The organism is Methanosphaerula subterraneus, from assembly GCF_052055875.1.
In the GTDB taxonomy this organism is placed as follows: Archaea; Halobacteriota; Methanomicrobia; order Methanomicrobiales; family Methanospirillaceae; genus Methanosphaerula; species Methanosphaerula subterraneus.
Genome location: NZ_CP170508.1, coordinates 1,233,612 through 1,249,784 on the forward strand (window position 1 = coordinate 1,233,612; position 16,173 = coordinate 1,249,784).

The window sequence follows — 16,173 nt, forward strand, 5'->3', positions numbered from 1 at the left end:
CTTCGCTCACTTATTCCTTTTATCCCACTGAGCGCATTGATACAGACCGAGGGATTACAGTACCTTGGTTGTGTCGCAGTACAGGGGCCAGCTGGGTTTTGGACCGGTGCCAACAGGATGCAAAGAAACAACCCGTTTTTTCCTCAGAAGTGGATTCTATCATATATCACAACCCTTTTCCCTTTCCCGGCACAACCCCAGTTCATGACCCTTCGCCAGTTCCTCATCGTCGCATCCCTCCTTGTCATGGTGATCCTCGCCGCCGGCTGCATCCAGAGTCCCCAGCCGGCAGTGAACACGACATCGCCACCCGCCGGAACCACCCCGGGCGTCTCCGCCCTCCCTTCGCCGCCGGCGAATGTGACGAACACCACCGGCCTGATCGCCTTCGTGCACCGGGCGGCGACCTACGCCCGCGAGAACGGGAAGGCGAAGGCCATCGCCGCTTTCAACAACCCGAACGGATCCTTCGTAGCCGGCAACCTCTACATCTTTGCCGAGGACTACAACGGGACCGCCCTTGCCGAACCGCTCGAGCCCGGGATCATCGGGACCAACATCTCGGGGATGACCGACTCCTTCGGGACTCCGCTGGTCCGGAACCTGCAGGAGACCGCACGCTTCGGCCGGGGCTTCGTGAGCTACGCCTACCCGAACCCGGGGAAGAACGCCACGGTCGAATCCAAACTCTCGGTCGTCGAGGACGTGGACGGGACCTACTATGTGGGTGCCGGGATCTACACCTCCGACGCCGACATCTACCCCTCGGTCGTCCTGAACATGTCGGGGGAACAGCCCGGCGTCGACGACCTGGTGACCTACGTCAAGAACGCGGTCGCCTATGCCCGATCGAATGAGAAAGAGAAGGCCCTCGCCGTCTTCAACGACTCGAAGGGGTCGTATCTCCAGGGACAGCTCGCGGTCATGGCCTTCGACATGAACGGCACGAACCTGGCCGGCCCGCCCTACGCTGCCGACGTGGCGGCGAACCGGATCAACCTGATCAACTACCATGACCCCGACGGCGTCGACACCATCCGCGGGATGCGGGACATCGCGAGATCCGGAGGGGGATTCCTCTACACGGTGGCACGGGTCACCGTGGACGGGAAGGACGTCTATCTCCCGAAGATCGATTATGCGGAGCCGGTGGACGACAGCTGGTGGCTCTTCTCGGGGATCATCGATCCCGAGTACACCGGGGTCGTCACCGGGAACCTGACCGGCCTCCCGGTCCGGAACACGACCAGGACGGAGGTCTACGACCTGGTGAACGAGGCCGTCGCCTATGCACAGGCGAACGGGAAGGAGAAGACCCTCGCTGCGATCGACGACCCCCATGGACCGTTTGTCAGGAACAACCTCTCTGTCTGGGCAGAGTCGACCGACGGCACGGTTCTCGCCGACCCCTACTGGAAGGTCTCGATCGGGCAGAACTACATCGACGATACCGACATCCACGGCCTGAAGACGACGAAGATCGGCCTCGAATCCATGCAGAACGGCACTGGTTTCTCCCACATGCTCTTCCCCGACACCGCGGTGAACGGCACAGCCCTGATACCGAAACTGATCTATCAAAAGGCGGTCGACGAGTCCTGGTGGATCGGCAGCGGGGCGTATGGCGTGGAAGTGCAGTGAGGAACTGGACATTCCAGGTCTCCCAGGTCCCGTCGGTTCCTCCTGGAAAAATCCCTCGTAATTGATCATCATGAGGGAGAAATCCGAGACCTTTCTCAAAAGGAAAGGTATCGGGCGAGTTGATAATCGATATAAAATTGCGCTGTCAAAACCATCCCAGATATCAATCCTATCCGTTCGCCCTTACCGGCATCTGGATCTGCCGGCTGATATACCGGGCAACAGGGACCGGGATCTCGTACGCGGTGATCCTTCCCTCGCGCCGGGTTGTGATAATGTTGTCATCCTCGAGCCTCTTCATATGCCATGAGACAGACGGCCCGGAGACACCGACCGCATCGGCGATCTCCTGCCTGGTCACCATCGGGCGGTCGAGGAGGACGGACAGGATCTTCCGGGTCGTCTCGTTACGGAGGTATTTGAGGATGTGCTGCTCTTCCAGGCTATAAGTTCCGTTATTCTCATAGAACCTGACCGATGCGACATCCTCGCTGACCGCGATTTTATGCATGATCCGCAGAATATTCAGATGATACCGCAGTGTCCCCATCTTCATCTCCATCTCGCCGGCAAGTCCTCTGAGATGAATCCCCGGGTTCTTTTTGATATGATCGTAGATCTGTGCCCGAACTTCCTGGTCGAGGACGTTAGCGCTCGAAATCCGCCGGATCCCCAGATAGGCCCAGAATTTTATCGTTAACAGGAGTTCATAGGGGACAAGAACCAGCTGGGCGAGCATCACCCAGAGAGGCAGGGCATAGAATGGAACCGGGACAGGAACCCGGGATTCGGCATCCGGCGCCACTGGGCTGTCGTACCCGGACCGCACGACATATTCCTGGGCAGACGCTACGGGCACAATCAGTATGAGGAGAAGAACCGCCACCGCCAGAAAAAAAACTGGAAATTGTCTCATGGGCACACTCACACGGAATAGGTGTTCAGAGTATAGTCAGTTCTGTCCTGGCAACTATTCTGGACCTTGAAGAACCAATAACCGGGCGTCACATTCAACTGGCTGCTTACATCAAGGAATATCCGACCATCTTTTTTGCCGTCAACCAGATCCAAATAGGGACCAAAAGTCGCATCCGGTGCGTACACAGTAAGAATGAGATCCTTTGTTTCATCTTTCCAGTCAAGGTCGACCCACTCGTGCTGCTTCTTCGTCGGAACCTCATCGACATAATAGTTCGATGTTGAAGGCAGCACAGAGAAGGCCTTGTCGTTGACGAGGAGCGGCTCCCCGCCACGTACAACTGTGATCGAATTGACAGCATACCCGTTCTCCGTCGAAGGTCTTGAGAGAAGCGGAAAGGTCATGGGAGTCGAGTTGGAGCCTGGGTCGGCTATGGAAACAGAGACAACGCCGGCCGCTGTGGATGTCGATACTGAATTCGCCGGAAGTTCGAGGACGTCACCGGTCAGATAAGCGACACGGGCCTCCCCCCCGGATCCCTGATCGTCCATTGTCATAACCGTCACATTTCCGGTTCTGTGGGCCGTCCCGCTCGTGGGTTCCCCGAAGGCTCCATTCACCGAGGGGAATGCTGCAACAATCGAGACAAGACACACCGCAACAACTATCAAGATCCCTATCACCGTCCGGTAATGCATGCTTAGGTATCCATCGCGGACGACAAATAAAGTATCTGGCACAAGTCTCTACATATGGAAGGGTGTGGCTGGTGCCGGCACCAGGTAAAAAAATCGAGAAAATCCGGGCGCGGGCTTTCTGTCGCATTTAAGTCATCTGGCACAGTTCTTTTCCGGTTACCGGGGACGTAGAGGACTGTGCGATAACTCCTTTTTACGCTCATGGCGAACTGACGTGCATCCATTCGACCGGAACCTTTCCGGCCCGGAGTGCAGCAACCATGATACAACTCGAACATCTCTCAAAAGAATATAACGGCGTCCGGGCGGTCGACGACCTGACTGTCGAGATCCCTGATGGGGAAATCTTCGGTCTGCTCGGCCCCAACGGCGCCGGGAAGAGCACAGTGATCCTGATGTTGATGGGACTTATCGAACCGACCACCGGCCGCTGCCTGGTGAATGGGCTGGACGTTGCCCGCGACCCGATCACCGTCAAACAGCAGATCGGGTACATGCCTGAAGACGTGGGGTTCTACCCGGCGCTCAGCGCTGAAGAGAACCTCACCTATTTAGGCAGACTGTATGGGATGGACTCCCGCACCTGTGCGAAGCGCTGCAGCGATCTGCTCCCCCTCGTCGGCCTTGAAGGCGTGACCAAGCATGTCGGCGGCTATTCCAAGGGGATGCGCCAACGCCTCGGTCTTGCCAAGGCCCTCCTCAACGAGCCATCGGTCATCATCCTCGATGAACCGACCTCGAATCTCGACCCGCAGGGCGTCGCCGACTACCGCCGGATCATCAGGGATGTTGCCCGCGAGGGGAAGACGGTGATCGTTTCCTCGCATATCCTCGAAGAGGTCAGCAGAGTCAGCACCTCGATCGGGATCCTGTCAGCCGGCAGACTGGTGGCACAGGGTTCCTGGAAGGATCTTGCCCGCCGGCTGTCCGACAGGTCAGCATCACAGATCACGATTCGGGTGGAGACACAGGATCCGATACCGGAGTTCCACCACACGGATCTCATCAGCATGAACTATGACCACGACCGGTGCACGGCCGTGCTCGTCGCCCGCTCGGATATACGGGACGACCTCGCTGGCCACCTCGCACAGAACGGCGTGCGGCTGCGGGGGCTCTCCCGCGAAGGACTGTCCCTTGAAGAGACCTTCCTCTCATATTACCGGTTGGCGGAGTGAGAAAATGACGGGAAACAGACTTTTCACCATCGCACAGAAGGAGTTCTTCGACCACGTCAGGAGCCGCAAATTCCTCTTAATCTTCGGGATCCTCCTTGTCGTTGCCATTGTTGGCATGATCGGAGGGATCTCCGAGTATAACAAGACCCTCGATCAGTATAACAAAGGCCAGTCAGCCATCTCATCGGAAATGAGCGGATATATGTCGGAGAAGCCGTCCATCCTCGGGATCTTCTCATCGGTCGCCACGTACCTCGTATTTGTCGGAGGCGTGCTTGGGATTGCCATGGGGTTCGACCTTGTCTCCAAGGAGAAGGAGAGCAAGTCGCTGAAGATCCTCCTCTCTCACCCGGTATATCGCGACGAGGTGATCAACGGCAAGGCACTGGGCGGGATCATCGCCCTCGGGTGTGCGCTCGGGGTGGTGCTCTTCATCGCCCTTGCGACCCTGTTGGTGTACGGCATCGTCCCGGATGGGAACGAACTTGTCTTGATCGCCGTGTTTGCCGGGGTCTCGTTCCTGCTGATCTTCTCATACTTCGCCATCGCCCTCTTCATGTCAACGGCCATGGACGAGAGCGGGTCGGCACTCATCTACACCATCATCATCTTCATCGTACTTTCAGTCCTCGTCCCGACGCTGGCCAACGACACGGTGATGGAGAACCTCATCGGCAGCCAGCCGGAACTCCCACAGGAACTCCTCGACCAGATGCAGATCTCGACCAACTCCACCGGTTCATCTACGGGGATGGTTATCGTGAATGGCCCGGCCAGTACCAGTAACAGCAACAGCGATGCCTGGAAAAAATTCAATGACCGGATGCAGGCCTACTCTGATAAGCGCCAGATGGTACACGACACACTCGCCCTCTTCTCTCCTACCATGAATTATGATGCAATCACTTCGTCCATCACCTACCGGACCTCCACCACCGAAATGATAGGGAGATCGAGCAATGTCGTCACCTCATTCAGCACCACTAAGACGGTGTCTGCCGGTATCGAGGATATCCTGGGAAAGATCATCGCCAATATTATTGCCCTCCTCCTCTTCCCTGCAGTGTTCTTCGGTCTTGCCTACATGCGGTTCATGCGGATGGATGTGCGATGATGACCGGGTCCGTATTCAGGAATAAGCGGGGGACAAATCCTCTCCTCATCATCAGCCTGATCATCGTTGTAGGAGTTCTTCTTCTCCTCCCTGAGCCGGCCTCGGCAGACCGATCTTTTTCGCAGGATACCGATGTCGCCATATCCTGCAATCTACCCGGACAGGTGATTGAGGCGGGGACGACCACAACATTTGACCTGAATATCCAGAATCGCGGACAGGAAATTAACAGGAATATATGGTGTGAATCCTCCGATATTGATAAGTACGGATGGGATGTCCGGTACAAGGAAGGGGATACGGAGATCAACAAGATCTCTCTCCCTACGAACGGATCAAAATCCATCAAACTTGTTGTCGACACGAGTTCGGAGACACCGGTTGGTGAATATGCCCTCCGGGTCCATGTTGGAGACGGCTGGTACTGGGTGTACATAACCATCTCCGAGACCCATATCGGGGAGAAAGGGACGCTCCAACTCAGTGTTGCCGATAAGGATGGTGAGAAGATCAAGGGGGCACAGGTGGCCATCATCAGGAGTTCGGATCAGGTCAACATCGACCAGGTGATGAGCACCGCCGATGGGAAAGTCTCAACTGATGTCGCGCCAGGGAAGTACACCCTCCGGATCGGCCGGGCCGGCTATAAGGATGTGGAGAAGAAAGATATCCAGATCAAAGGCGGCAACACGACTGATGCAGGAACGGTGATGCTGGAAAAGAACCAGTTCGCTGCAGAGATCACCCTCAACTCTCCGGTGATCACGACCACAGCCGACACAAAACCCCGGTACGACCTGACGATCCGTAACATTGGGAAGGGCGATGACACGTTCCGCCTTGGTTCTGAAAATCTTCCGCAGGACTGGTACGTCCGGTACGAGGAAAAAGCCGCCCCCGGCACGGACATATCAGAGGTCTTCCTCAAGAGTGGGGAGGAGAAGGCGATGGTCGTCGAGGCGATCCCACCGCACGATGTTACGGTGGGTGATTACCGGATCCCTCTTGTTATCGATTCGTCAGCGACATCCTATGCCGAAAACCTGACGGCAAAGATCAAGGGCAGTTATGAACTCAAGGTATACGCTGACCAGTACCAGTATTCTGTGAACAAGGGAGACTCCCTCACCTTCAGTATCCGTCTGACAAATACCGGCAATGCCGGAACCCTCACGAATGTCAGCACCGTCATATCTGCGCCGGACGGCTGGAACGCCGATATCTCTCCCGAAACTATCGCCGGTATTCCCCCTGGAGAGTCCGCCACCGTGAAACTGCGGATCGTCCCCCCGGGAAACATTGTGGCAAGTGAGTACAAGGTCTCGGTGAAGGTGACCTCTGACCAGACTGAGAAGAGCGATGATTTCCGGGTCGTCGTGCATGAACAGTCGCTCATCGCAATCTTCGGGATTGCCCTTCTCATGCTCATAGGAGGCGGGGTGTATTACATGTTCAGGAAGTACAACCGTCGATGATCATTCTTTTTTTATTAGAGAGAAACAGCGTCCCCTCTGACCCCCTGGCCGAGATGAGCCGAAAACAGAGATAGGGAATAGTAAAATGAACCGGGTGAAATGCCCCGGTTCAGGTAGAGGTGATGTAATTGCCTCTGGTGACCTCTTCTGTCGTGCCGTCTGTGTAGGTCAGTTTCACGTACGGACTGTAGGTGCCGGCCCATGGATAGAAGAACGTCGGCGTGGCCGCCCGCGAGTTCCAGGTGTTCCAGTGGGCCGGGTAGTCAAACGACCACCAGGCCGACCGGATGATCTTGCCGGACGCCGGCATCACGGTGAACGTGAACGCGGAGCCGTGCGGAGCCGTTGCCGGAACGGCGACGAAGCTCGCCGGTCCCGTTGTCGGGGTTGGAGTCGTGGTGGTCGTAATCGGGATATCCCCCTGTGCGAACTCGACGTAGTCCAGGTTCAGGCGTTCGGACGGGAACGCGAGCTTGATCTGGTGCGTGCCGGCCGAAAGCGAGATCGGGAAGGCGAACGTGGTGAAGGTCGTGAACGAGCCGGTACTGCCGATCTGCACCGTGCCGAACTTCGTACCGTCGACATAGACGTCGACCACCTTGTTCCACGCGTCAGGGTTTGCGGCGTTGAACTGCGCGAGGTACTGGTCCGTGTTCGCGACCTGGACCGTGTAGATCAGGTACTCGCCAGCGCGGATCCACCCGACATTGTGAGACCCGATGCCGGCGGTATACTCGATGTCGACACCCTCGGACGTGCGGTACGCGCCGCCCTCGTTCGCGAGGGACGTGTCAGCGTAGGATGCGTCGGCCACCCCGGTGCCGCTCATATCGAAGTTCTCTGCCTCGATCCGCCCGGGGATGGTGTTGCCGGAGCCGTAGGGGGTCGTCTGCGGCGTCCCCGAAATCTCAGTCGGTGACGGCGTGAACGTGGTTGTCGTCAACGTGACTATCGGTGTATCATTCACGTCCGATGTGGATGTCGGTGTTACATTCAGGGTCGTCGTGGATGTAGGGGTTGCAGTCATCGTCGGCGTGGATGTTGGGGGTACTGTCGGCGTCAGCGACGGCGTCGCTCCCTGTCTGAACATCTGGATCCGATGGTTCCAACTGTCGATGACATAAACAGTGCCCGCGCTGTCGACCGCGATGCCTGCGGGATGGTTGAATTGGCCATCCCCGGAGCCTTCGGTTCCCCACTTCGTGACGAACGTCCCGTTCGATGTGAACTTCTGGACCCGGTGGGCATAGGGTTCCGTGACATAGACGTAGCCCTCGCCGTCCACCGCGATACCCGCCGGGAGGTCGAACTGACCGTCGCCGGAGCCCGTGGTTCCCCACTCTCCGAGCAGGGTGCCGGTCGGCGTGAACTTCAGGATGCGGTTTCTCCTCAGATCGACCACATAGACGGTGCCCTCACTGTCGACCGCGATACCCGCCGGCTGACTGTACGTGACCTCATCGTCAAACGTCCGCCACTTCAAAACAAACGCCCCGTCCGATGTGAACTTCTGGATGCGGGGCCTGCTGCCCGCGTGAAAAATATCCGTGACATAGACGTTGCCCTCGCCGTCCACCGCAACATCATTGGGAGAGTAGAACTGGCCATCGGCGGTGCCCTCGGTCCCCCACTTCGTGATCAGGGTGCCGGTCGATGTGAACTTCAGGACGCGGAACGTCCCTGTTTCCGTGACGAAAACATTGCCTGCGCCGTCCACCACGATCCCCGAGAGACCATAGGAGTTGCCAGGCTCGGAGTCCCCGGTTCCCCACTCCGAAACAAACGTCCCGTCAGACGTGAACTTCTGGATCCGCTGGTTGCCCTGATCAGTCACGTAGACATTCCCGGCGCCATCCAACGCGAGGTCCGCGGGAAAGTTGAACTGGCCATCCTCGGAGCCGTCGGTCCCCCACTTCCCGGCGAAGACATAGGTCTCCTCAGCAGAGACGGTATGAACAACAGCACACAGCAGCACCAGGAGAATTAAGAATGATACTGGTTTCATAAATCGTGAATACCACGAGAGAGATGATGAGACTATCGGTCGGTCTCATGGGCGTCACCATGCCGGCACCGGAGAGGGAAGGTTACATCGTATCTTCTGGACAGGTATATGATCTGCCCTTCAGTTTAAGGGTGGTACCAATCAGAGTACAACCGACCAGGATTATGATAACTCCAGAGATCATCATGAACAACGTAAGAATTGCATCGGGAATAACGAAAATTCCCACAGCGAGGAAGAGAGAGATGACAGCAATGACAAACCTGCTGTAAAATCCCTCGAGAACAGCAGACTTTCCCTTTCTAACCCTGTTAAGCAGCATAAGTGCACTCGATAACATCCAGATACAGAGAACTGAAAGCAAAATAATATTCCAGATCATGATCGGAAATACAGAGAGAATCAGCCCTACGAATAAAATTGCTCCCCCAATGATAATTTTTTTCAGATCGGCAGTATACAGAGGACGCCATGTCATACCCCTGCCCATTGATACGAACCCGGCAATAATGACGATGAGCGGAAGAATTATCTGAAATATGCTGTAATAATCAAATTCTGGAGAGATGATGAAGGTTGATCCAAGGAAGAGGAGAAATATGCCAGAAAAAAGCCCATTCTTTAGAAATACCAGTTGATCCTTAATTATCCTTTCAGTAGTGTTCGACCTGCCTCGTGCCTCAGAGAAGAGCATTATCATCGTCTCAAAGATCATGAGAAAGAGAGGTGCATCATCGATCAGATGAAGAATTGGATGAATTTTCGGATCATATCTGTCCAGATGAACCCGCCACTCGTTTTTGGTTTCATGAACATGGTATTGACCATTTCTGTAACTCGCGATGGTACCGGGAGTTGGAACATTGATCGGAGACCGCTTCCATGCATCACTCAACGGATCGGTTACATCCTCTTTTGATATCACCACTTCCCAGACACCATGATGAAGTTGCTCCAGATAATCATCGATTGTAGGCATATTATTCAAAGGGATGAAGAGACGTTCATCATGGTATGAGTGGTTGAAGGTATTCTATAAGAGATTCACTGTATAGACACGTATTGATTGAGTTGATAATCGATATAAACATACCTTCTTCGGTTTCCAGCGCGTTATTACCATTATTGAATCCAAATGCAAGAATACTACTTTACGAGGAATTCTTTCAGCCTTGACAGCAAACAGAGAACCCTTCCTGGTATCGGATCATCAACCGGAAGCACTTCATCAAATACCCAGTCGAAGCCCTCGTACAGAACAGTGCAAAACCGACCCTCATCCTCAACCTCGGTGCCGGCTTCTCCCCGCTCGCCCTCGAACTGTCGCCATTCCTGGGCGACCGCACCCGCTTCATCAAGATGGACATGAGAAATCGGAACCACAAGCGCCAGATGTACGCCGAACTTGTTCCGGACCTGGGCGGGTTCATCTCCTGCATCGAGGCAGACATTACCGACACGGCCTGCCAGGGGAGATTCTTCACAAAGAGAAAGGGGAGCCGGGACAGTATACTTATCTGCCGGCTGGCTCTCGTGTGCCGTGGCCGAACGCCAGACGTCCACAAGTCCCATTATGAGAGTGCCAGCGATCACAAAGGAACTCTCTTTTTCAAACAAAAAACATCCACTCGAAAAGAATTACTCGACGAATAAGTGGATATCACGATGGCCCGGGCTGGAATATCTCCAATCGGTACCAAATAAAACACATTGAAAACAGCGATGAATAAGAACGATACTGGCAACGCTGTATGGTTCCCGAGGACTCGCGTACCTCAGTACAGCATACGACGTAAACCGGCTTAACTTCTGGGTTCGGCATGGGTCCAGGTGTGTCCCGATTGCTATGGCCGCCAGTACCGATGATGGATGATGATTAATAATAATAATTACGTAAAAATATCCCTTCGAAAAAAACCTGTCGACTGTACGAATGAACGGATATGAAGCGTTGTCACTCTCAAGAGAGAACAATACAAAAATTCATTGAAAACAGCATGCTTTTCGATGCATAAGAAGGGTAATAGCAGCGTATTATAGTTCCCGAGGACTCGCGTACCTCAGTACAATATAGTACGTGAACTGGCTTAACTTCTGGGTTCGGAATGGGTCCAGGTGTTTCCCAGCTGCTATGGCCGCTATTACCCAAAGCCAAGGTCCGGATTTGAACCGGAGTGTAGCTGATCTGCAATCAGCCGCGTGGCCGCTCCGCCACCTTGGCAGCCGTGTGTATATTTTTATTACTCAGATTAGTAATAAAAATAATGGTTTAGCACTCCAGATTTCGTCTGGGTTCAACTCAAGTTGCAAGTACTAGAGTTTGGACGTTAGTGCTTGCGGACTGAACACGTCGTAACCTTCGTGCTTACATCCCAAGTCTATCAAACGGATCTTTTATCCATGTCCTCAACGGAGTCTCTTTTTAGGCTGGGTTTCAAGCTTAGATGCTTTCAGCTTTTATCCCTTATCGCGTAGCTGCTCGGCATTGCCTTGTCAGACAACCGATCAACCAGTGGCGACGAGTGAAAGTTCCTCTCGTACTATTTCATTCTTGCCTTCAGACTCCTGACACTCCTAATAGATAGTAACCGACCTGTCTCACGACGGTCTAAACCCAGCTCACGATCCCCTTTAATAGGCGAACAACCTCACCCTTGGCCGCTGCTGCACGGCCAGGATGGAAAGAACCGACATCGAGGTAGCAAGCCGCCGGGTCGATATGTGCTCTTGCCGGCGACGACTCTGTTATCCCCGGGGTAGCTTTTCTGTAGTCAATAGCCCTCACCAAAAGGACATATTGGTTCGTTAGACCCGAGTTTCCTCTCGCGATCATTTGCTTTTCATGATCGCGTCAGGCCAACTTATGCTCTTGACACTCTCCTGTGAGTTTCTGACTCACATGAGTTGACCTTAGGGCACCCTTGATATTTTTTCGAGGGTGTGGCGCCCCACCCAAACTGCCTACCTATCGATGTCCTCACAAAGGAGTGAGAGTTACAGTGTAACAAGGATGGTGTCTCATTGTTGGCTCCCCGTTTCCCGAAAGAAACGGATATAACGCCTCCCATCTACACTGCGCAAGTAACACCGTAACTCAACGACAGGCTGCAGTAAAGCTCCACGGGGTCTTCACTTCCCATTAGGAGTCCCTAGTCTCTGCACTAGGACAAAAAGTTCAACGGATTTGTGTTAGGGACAGTAGAGCTCTCATTAATCCATTCATGCAAGTCGCCAATTAAGCGACAAGGTACTACGCTACCTTAAGAGGGTCATAGTTACCCCCGCCGTTTACAAGTCCTTCGTCCCGTTGAACCGGGTGTTCAGATACTTGCACTGGGCAGGAATCACAGACTATACTAGTCGTTTCCGAGTTGCAGTCTGCTATGTTGTTATTAGACAGTTAGAGCTCCCTGGTCACTGCGACCTGCCTGATCTCCAGGCAGGCACCCCTTATTCCGAAGTTACGGGGCCAATTTGCCGAGTTCCCTTAACACAATTAAATCCGACACGCCTTCGCCTCTTCAGCGAGGGGCACCTGTGTCGGTTCTCGGTACGGACATCTAATTCCCTTTTCACGGGCTCCAGGAATTTGCTGGGTTTCCCCATCACGTATTCCTCTGCTTCTCACCATTACGGTACTCCACAGAATTCGACGCTTAGACAGAGCGACAACTCTGCCCAGCATATCCCAAAGCGTCAGGGCTTGCGCTTAAAACTAGATGGTACAGGAATATTAACCTGTTTCCCTGTTGGCGTACTCGAGTTACGGTACGTCTTAGGACCGACTAACCCTTGGCTGACGAACATTGCCAAGGAAACCTAGCCCCTGCGGCGGTTGGGATTCTCACCCAACTTTGCTTCTACTATTGCCAGAATTCTCATTTCTACACGGTCCACTGGAACTTACGCCCCAGCTTCCACCCATGCAGAACGCCTCTCTACTGGATCACCTTGCGGTGCCCCGAGGTCTCTGTAGTAGGTTTTAGCCCCGTCCATTTTCAGTGCCCTAAACCTTGACTGGTAAGCTGTTACGCACTTTTTGAAGGATAGCTGCTTCTGAGCTCACCTCCCAGTTGTCTTTGGCCTAGGACCGCTTTCAGTGTTGACACTTAACCTACATTGAGGGACATTAACCTCGGTCTGGGTTGTCTCCCTTACGGACTACAAGCTTACCCCGTAGCCCGGACTTCCAGCCTTCTACGATGATAGGGAGTTTGGAGTTTGACAGGGGGGTGAGGAATTTCTTCCCCAGCTCCCCCAATCAGTGCTCTACCTCACTATCGATCTCCAGCCAGGTCATGCTGCGACATGTTTCGAGAGGAACCAGCGGATGCCTAGTTCGATTAATCTTTCACTCCTATACACAGGTCACGGGAATGATTTGCATATCAAAACCCCATTCGGTCCTCCACGCAACTTTCGTCACGCTTCAACCTGCCCACGCATAGATCACTAGGCTTCGGGTCTTATCCTGCTGACTCCGCGCACTTTTAATACGCCGTCTCACACCCGAAGGCTACAGACTTGTTGGTTTCCCTTCGGCTCCCCTTTCGGGTTAACCTTCGCCAACAGAATAAACTCTCTGGCCCGTTCTTCAAAACGTACGTTATAACATTGGCAACCATACCCGTACTACCGCCTCGCGACGGGTTTCTTCGTATGGAAGATCCTTTAACGCTATAACCCGCTATCACCTATCAATTTCAGGCACTTTTAACCACCTTTCTGGGGTTACTTTTCAGCCTTCGCTCACGCTACTAATACGCTATCGGTTTCGAGGAGTATTTAGTTTTGGAAGTTAGTGACTCCCAGATTCCCGCGAGAATTCCGACCCACGGTACTCAAGACTTCACCTAGATCTTCGCTGTGTACGTGTACGGGACTATCACCCTCTATGGTACGACGTTCCAGACGACTTTCACTTAACATTGAAGATCATAACAGTGAGCTTACAACACCACATCTCCCTTGCGGGATTCAGTTTGAACTCCGTCGTGTTCGATCGCCTCTACTAACGACATCTCGATTGATTTCTTCTCCTGCCCCTACTAAGATGTTTCAATTCGGGGCGTTCCCAATCCTTACGGATCGACACAAAAGTGCCAGGATGTCCCATTAGGGTATCTTCGGATCGTAGGCTCCGTGCGCCTCCCCGAAGCTTATCGCAGCTTGGCACGCCCTTAATCGGCTCTCGAACCGAGCCATCCACTGATAGGCTTAAATTCTAGTACTCTTTGATGTTGAACCCATTTAACGTCCAGAGTGCTAAACCATTACACGGCATCGTCAGGTCATTAACCTTCAGCCCTTCCCGGGAGATTCACATCTCCAGGTGCATCGAAAGTGGACTCAATAGGATTTGAACCTATGGCCTCCACCCCACAAGGGTGGCGCTCTTCCAACTGAGCTATGAGCCCTCTGCTTTATTGACACTGGCTATTTTGTGTTCTGTTCAGCAACTGCCAACTCCAATTCATTAGGAGGTGATCCAGCCGCAGATTCCCCTACGGCTACCTTGTTACGACTTAACCCCTCTTGCGGAACCTAGATTCGACTACGGCGAAAACCGCAGCCTCATCAAGACCCCACTCGAGTGGTTTGACGGGCGGTGTGTGCAAGGAGCAGGGACATATTCACCGCGCCATTTTGAGACGCGATTACTACAGATTCCAGCTTCATGCGGGCGAGTTGCAACCCGCAATCCGAACTACGGACAGGTTTAAGAGATTGCCTTCACCTTTCGGTGTCGATACCCATTGTCCTGCCCATTGTAGCCCGCGTGTAGCCCGGATAATTCGGGGCATGCTGACCTACCGTTGCCCATTCCTTCCTCCTCTTTAGCAGAGGCGGTCCCAACAGTGTCCTCATCATCCCGAAGGACATGCTAGCAACTGTTGGCGTGGGTCTCGCTCGTTGCCTGACTTAACAGGATGCTTCACAGTACGAACTGACGACGGCCATGCACCTCCTCTCAGCTAGTCAAGCAAAGTCTTCAGCCTGGCTATCATCCCGCTGTCTTATCCGGTGAGGTTTCCGGCGTTGAGTCCGATTAAACCGCAGGCTCCACCTGTTGTGGTGCTCCCCCGCCAATTCCTTTAAGTTTCAGCCTTGCGACCGTACTTCCCAGGCGGCACGTTTCACGGTTTCCCTTCGGCACCTCGGTGACTCGTGGTCACCGATACACCTAACGCGCATCGTTTACGGCTGGGACTACCCGGGTATCTAATCCGGTTTGCTCCCCCAGCTTTCGTCCCTCACTGTCGGAGCCGTTCTGGTGAGACGCCTACGCCACAGGTGGTCCCCCAAGGATTACAGGATTTCACTCCTACCCCTGGAGTACCTCTCACCTCTCCCGGTCCCTAGATTGCCAGTATCCCTTAAACGCCTGTCGGTTAAGCCGACAGATTTCCCAAGAGACTTAACAACCAAGCTACGGACGCTTTAAGCCCAGTAATAGTGGCCACCACTCGAGCCGCCGGTATTACCGCGGCGGCTGGCACCGGTCTTGCCCGGCCCTTTCTTCACCTGTTTTTTAAGCAGATGGACAGCCCGCGTTTACGGGCACTCGGAGTTCCCTTATCACGGTTTCCCGCATTGTAAAGTTTTCGCGCCTGCTGCGCCCCGTAGGGCCTGGATTCGTGTCTCAGAATCCATCTCCGGGCTCTTGCTCCCACAACCCGTACCGATCAAAGGCTTGTTGGGCCGTTACCCCAACAACTACCTAATCGGCCGCAGACCCATCCTAAGGCGATAAATCTTTCAACTATAGAGCATTCCAGCTTCCATAGACTATGGGGTATTATCCCCAGTTTCCCGGGGTTATCTCCCACCTTAGGGTAGGTTATCCACGTGTTACTGAGCAGTACGCCGAGGGCCGAACCCTCTCGACTCGCATGGCTTAATCGAACTCCGATAGCAGTGGCCTCTGGCAGGATCAACCAGAATTAATTTGAAATACACACAATACTATCTGAAATTTTAATGGAATTGGCAGTTACTAAACAAAATTCCACATTGCCAGTATCAATGTCAGAACCGAAACCGATCTCGTCGGTCGAATCGATTCTCCATCACAGAGGGTAATATCCTATTGTATTACCGTAAACTATCTGCACACTTGCACAGACGTTTGCTCGCTGTCGT

General features: G+C 53.9%; 9 protein-coding genes, 2 tRNA genes and 4 rRNA genes. 4 read left to right on the top strand and 11 right to left on the bottom strand.

All coding sequences use genetic code 11. The annotated features are described in order from the left end of the window. The first annotated feature begins 204 nt into the window (after window positions 1-204). Window positions 205-1,641 carry a cache domain-containing protein gene (locus tag ACFKSJ_RS05800; RefSeq protein ID WP_440951312.1) on the top strand — a complete coding sequence of 479 codons (1,437 nt, stop codon included), beginning with the start codon at window positions 205-207 and terminating at the stop codon, window positions 1,639-1,641. Window positions 1,642-1,810: 169 nt separating this feature from the next. Here the strand turns inward: ACFKSJ_RS05800 and ACFKSJ_RS05805 are convergent, their stop codons facing one another. Both ACFKSJ_RS05805 and ACFKSJ_RS05810 read right to left on the bottom strand, forming a co-directional pair. Then, complete coding sequence (locus ACFKSJ_RS05805) at window positions 1,811-2,557, bottom strand: winged helix-turn-helix transcriptional regulator (RefSeq protein WP_440951313.1); 747 nt, start codon at window positions 2,555-2,557, stop codon at window positions 1,811-1,813. A gap of 8 nt (window positions 2,558-2,565) precedes the next feature. Continuing rightward, window positions 2,566-3,258 carry a hypothetical protein gene (locus ACFKSJ_RS05810; RefSeq protein WP_440951314.1) on the bottom strand — a complete coding sequence of 231 codons (693 nt, stop codon included), beginning with the start codon at window positions 3,256-3,258 and terminating at the stop codon, window positions 2,566-2,568. A 260-nt stretch (window positions 3,259-3,518) separates the two neighbouring features. Between ACFKSJ_RS05810 and ACFKSJ_RS05815 the strand changes: the two genes are divergently transcribed. Genes ACFKSJ_RS05815 through ACFKSJ_RS05825 form a run of 3 tightly spaced genes read left to right on the top strand, consistent with a single transcriptional unit; the run spans window position 3,519 to window position 7,025 of the window. Continuing rightward, the gene (locus tag ACFKSJ_RS05815; protein WP_440951315.1) at window positions 3,519-4,436 is read left to right on the top strand and encodes an ABC transporter ATP-binding protein; all 918 of its coding nucleotides are present in this window, start codon (window positions 3,519-3,521) and stop codon (window positions 4,434-4,436) included. A 4-nt stretch (window positions 4,437-4,440) separates the two neighbouring features. Then, window positions 4,441-5,550: an ABC transporter permease gene (locus tag ACFKSJ_RS05820; protein ID WP_440951316.1), complete on the top strand. Its 1,110-nt coding sequence runs from the start codon at window positions 4,441-4,443 to the stop codon at window positions 5,548-5,550. Next, on the top strand, window positions 5,550-7,025 hold the full coding sequence (locus tag ACFKSJ_RS05825) for an NEW3 domain-containing protein (RefSeq protein ID WP_440951317.1): 1,476 nt from the start codon (window positions 5,550-5,552) through the stop codon (window positions 7,023-7,025). Before ACFKSJ_RS05820 ends, ACFKSJ_RS05825 begins: the two co-directional genes overlap by 1 nt. 109 nt (window positions 7,026-7,134) lie before the next feature. Here the strand turns inward: ACFKSJ_RS05825 and ACFKSJ_RS05830 are convergent, their stop codons facing one another. The 9 genes from ACFKSJ_RS05830 to ACFKSJ_RS05870 all read right to left on the bottom strand — a co-directional run bounded on the left by ACFKSJ_RS05830 (window position 7,135) and on the right by ACFKSJ_RS05870 (window position 15,975). Then, window positions 7,135-9,030 carry a carbohydrate-binding protein gene (locus ACFKSJ_RS05830; protein ID WP_440951318.1) on the bottom strand — a complete coding sequence of 632 codons (1,896 nt, stop codon included), beginning with the start codon at window positions 9,028-9,030 and terminating at the stop codon, window positions 7,135-7,137. A gap of 82 nt (window positions 9,031-9,112) precedes the next feature. Beyond that, complete coding sequence (locus ACFKSJ_RS05835) at window positions 9,113-10,009, bottom strand: hypothetical protein (protein ID WP_440951319.1); 897 nt, start codon at window positions 10,007-10,009, stop codon at window positions 9,113-9,115. A 167-nt stretch (window positions 10,010-10,176) separates the two neighbouring features. Beyond that, the gene (locus ACFKSJ_RS05840) at window positions 10,177-10,647 is read right to left on the bottom strand and encodes a hypothetical protein (protein ID WP_440951320.1); all 471 of its coding nucleotides are present in this window, start codon (window positions 10,645-10,647) and stop codon (window positions 10,177-10,179) included. Between the two features lie 119 nt (window positions 10,648-10,766). Next, window positions 10,767-10,888, bottom strand: a 5S ribosomal RNA gene (gene rrf / locus ACFKSJ_RS05845). A 163-nt stretch (window positions 10,889-11,051) separates the two neighbouring features. Further along, a 5S ribosomal RNA gene (rrf, locus tag ACFKSJ_RS05850) occupies window positions 11,052-11,173 on the bottom strand. 6 nt (window positions 11,174-11,179) lie between these two features. Beyond that, window positions 11,180-11,251 (bottom strand) — tRNA-Cys (locus tag ACFKSJ_RS05855). An 87-nt stretch (window positions 11,252-11,338) separates the two neighbouring features. Next, window positions 11,339-14,263 (bottom strand): 23S ribosomal RNA (locus tag ACFKSJ_RS05860). Between the two features lie 111 nt (window positions 14,264-14,374). Next, window positions 14,375-14,447, bottom strand: a tRNA-Thr gene (locus ACFKSJ_RS05865). A gap of 61 nt (window positions 14,448-14,508) precedes the next feature. Beyond that, a 16S ribosomal RNA gene (locus tag ACFKSJ_RS05870) occupies window positions 14,509-15,975 on the bottom strand. The 16S, 23S and 5S rRNA genes sit together here with 2 tRNA genes alongside, the layout of an rRNA operon. Window positions 15,976-16,173 lie beyond the last annotated feature (198 nt).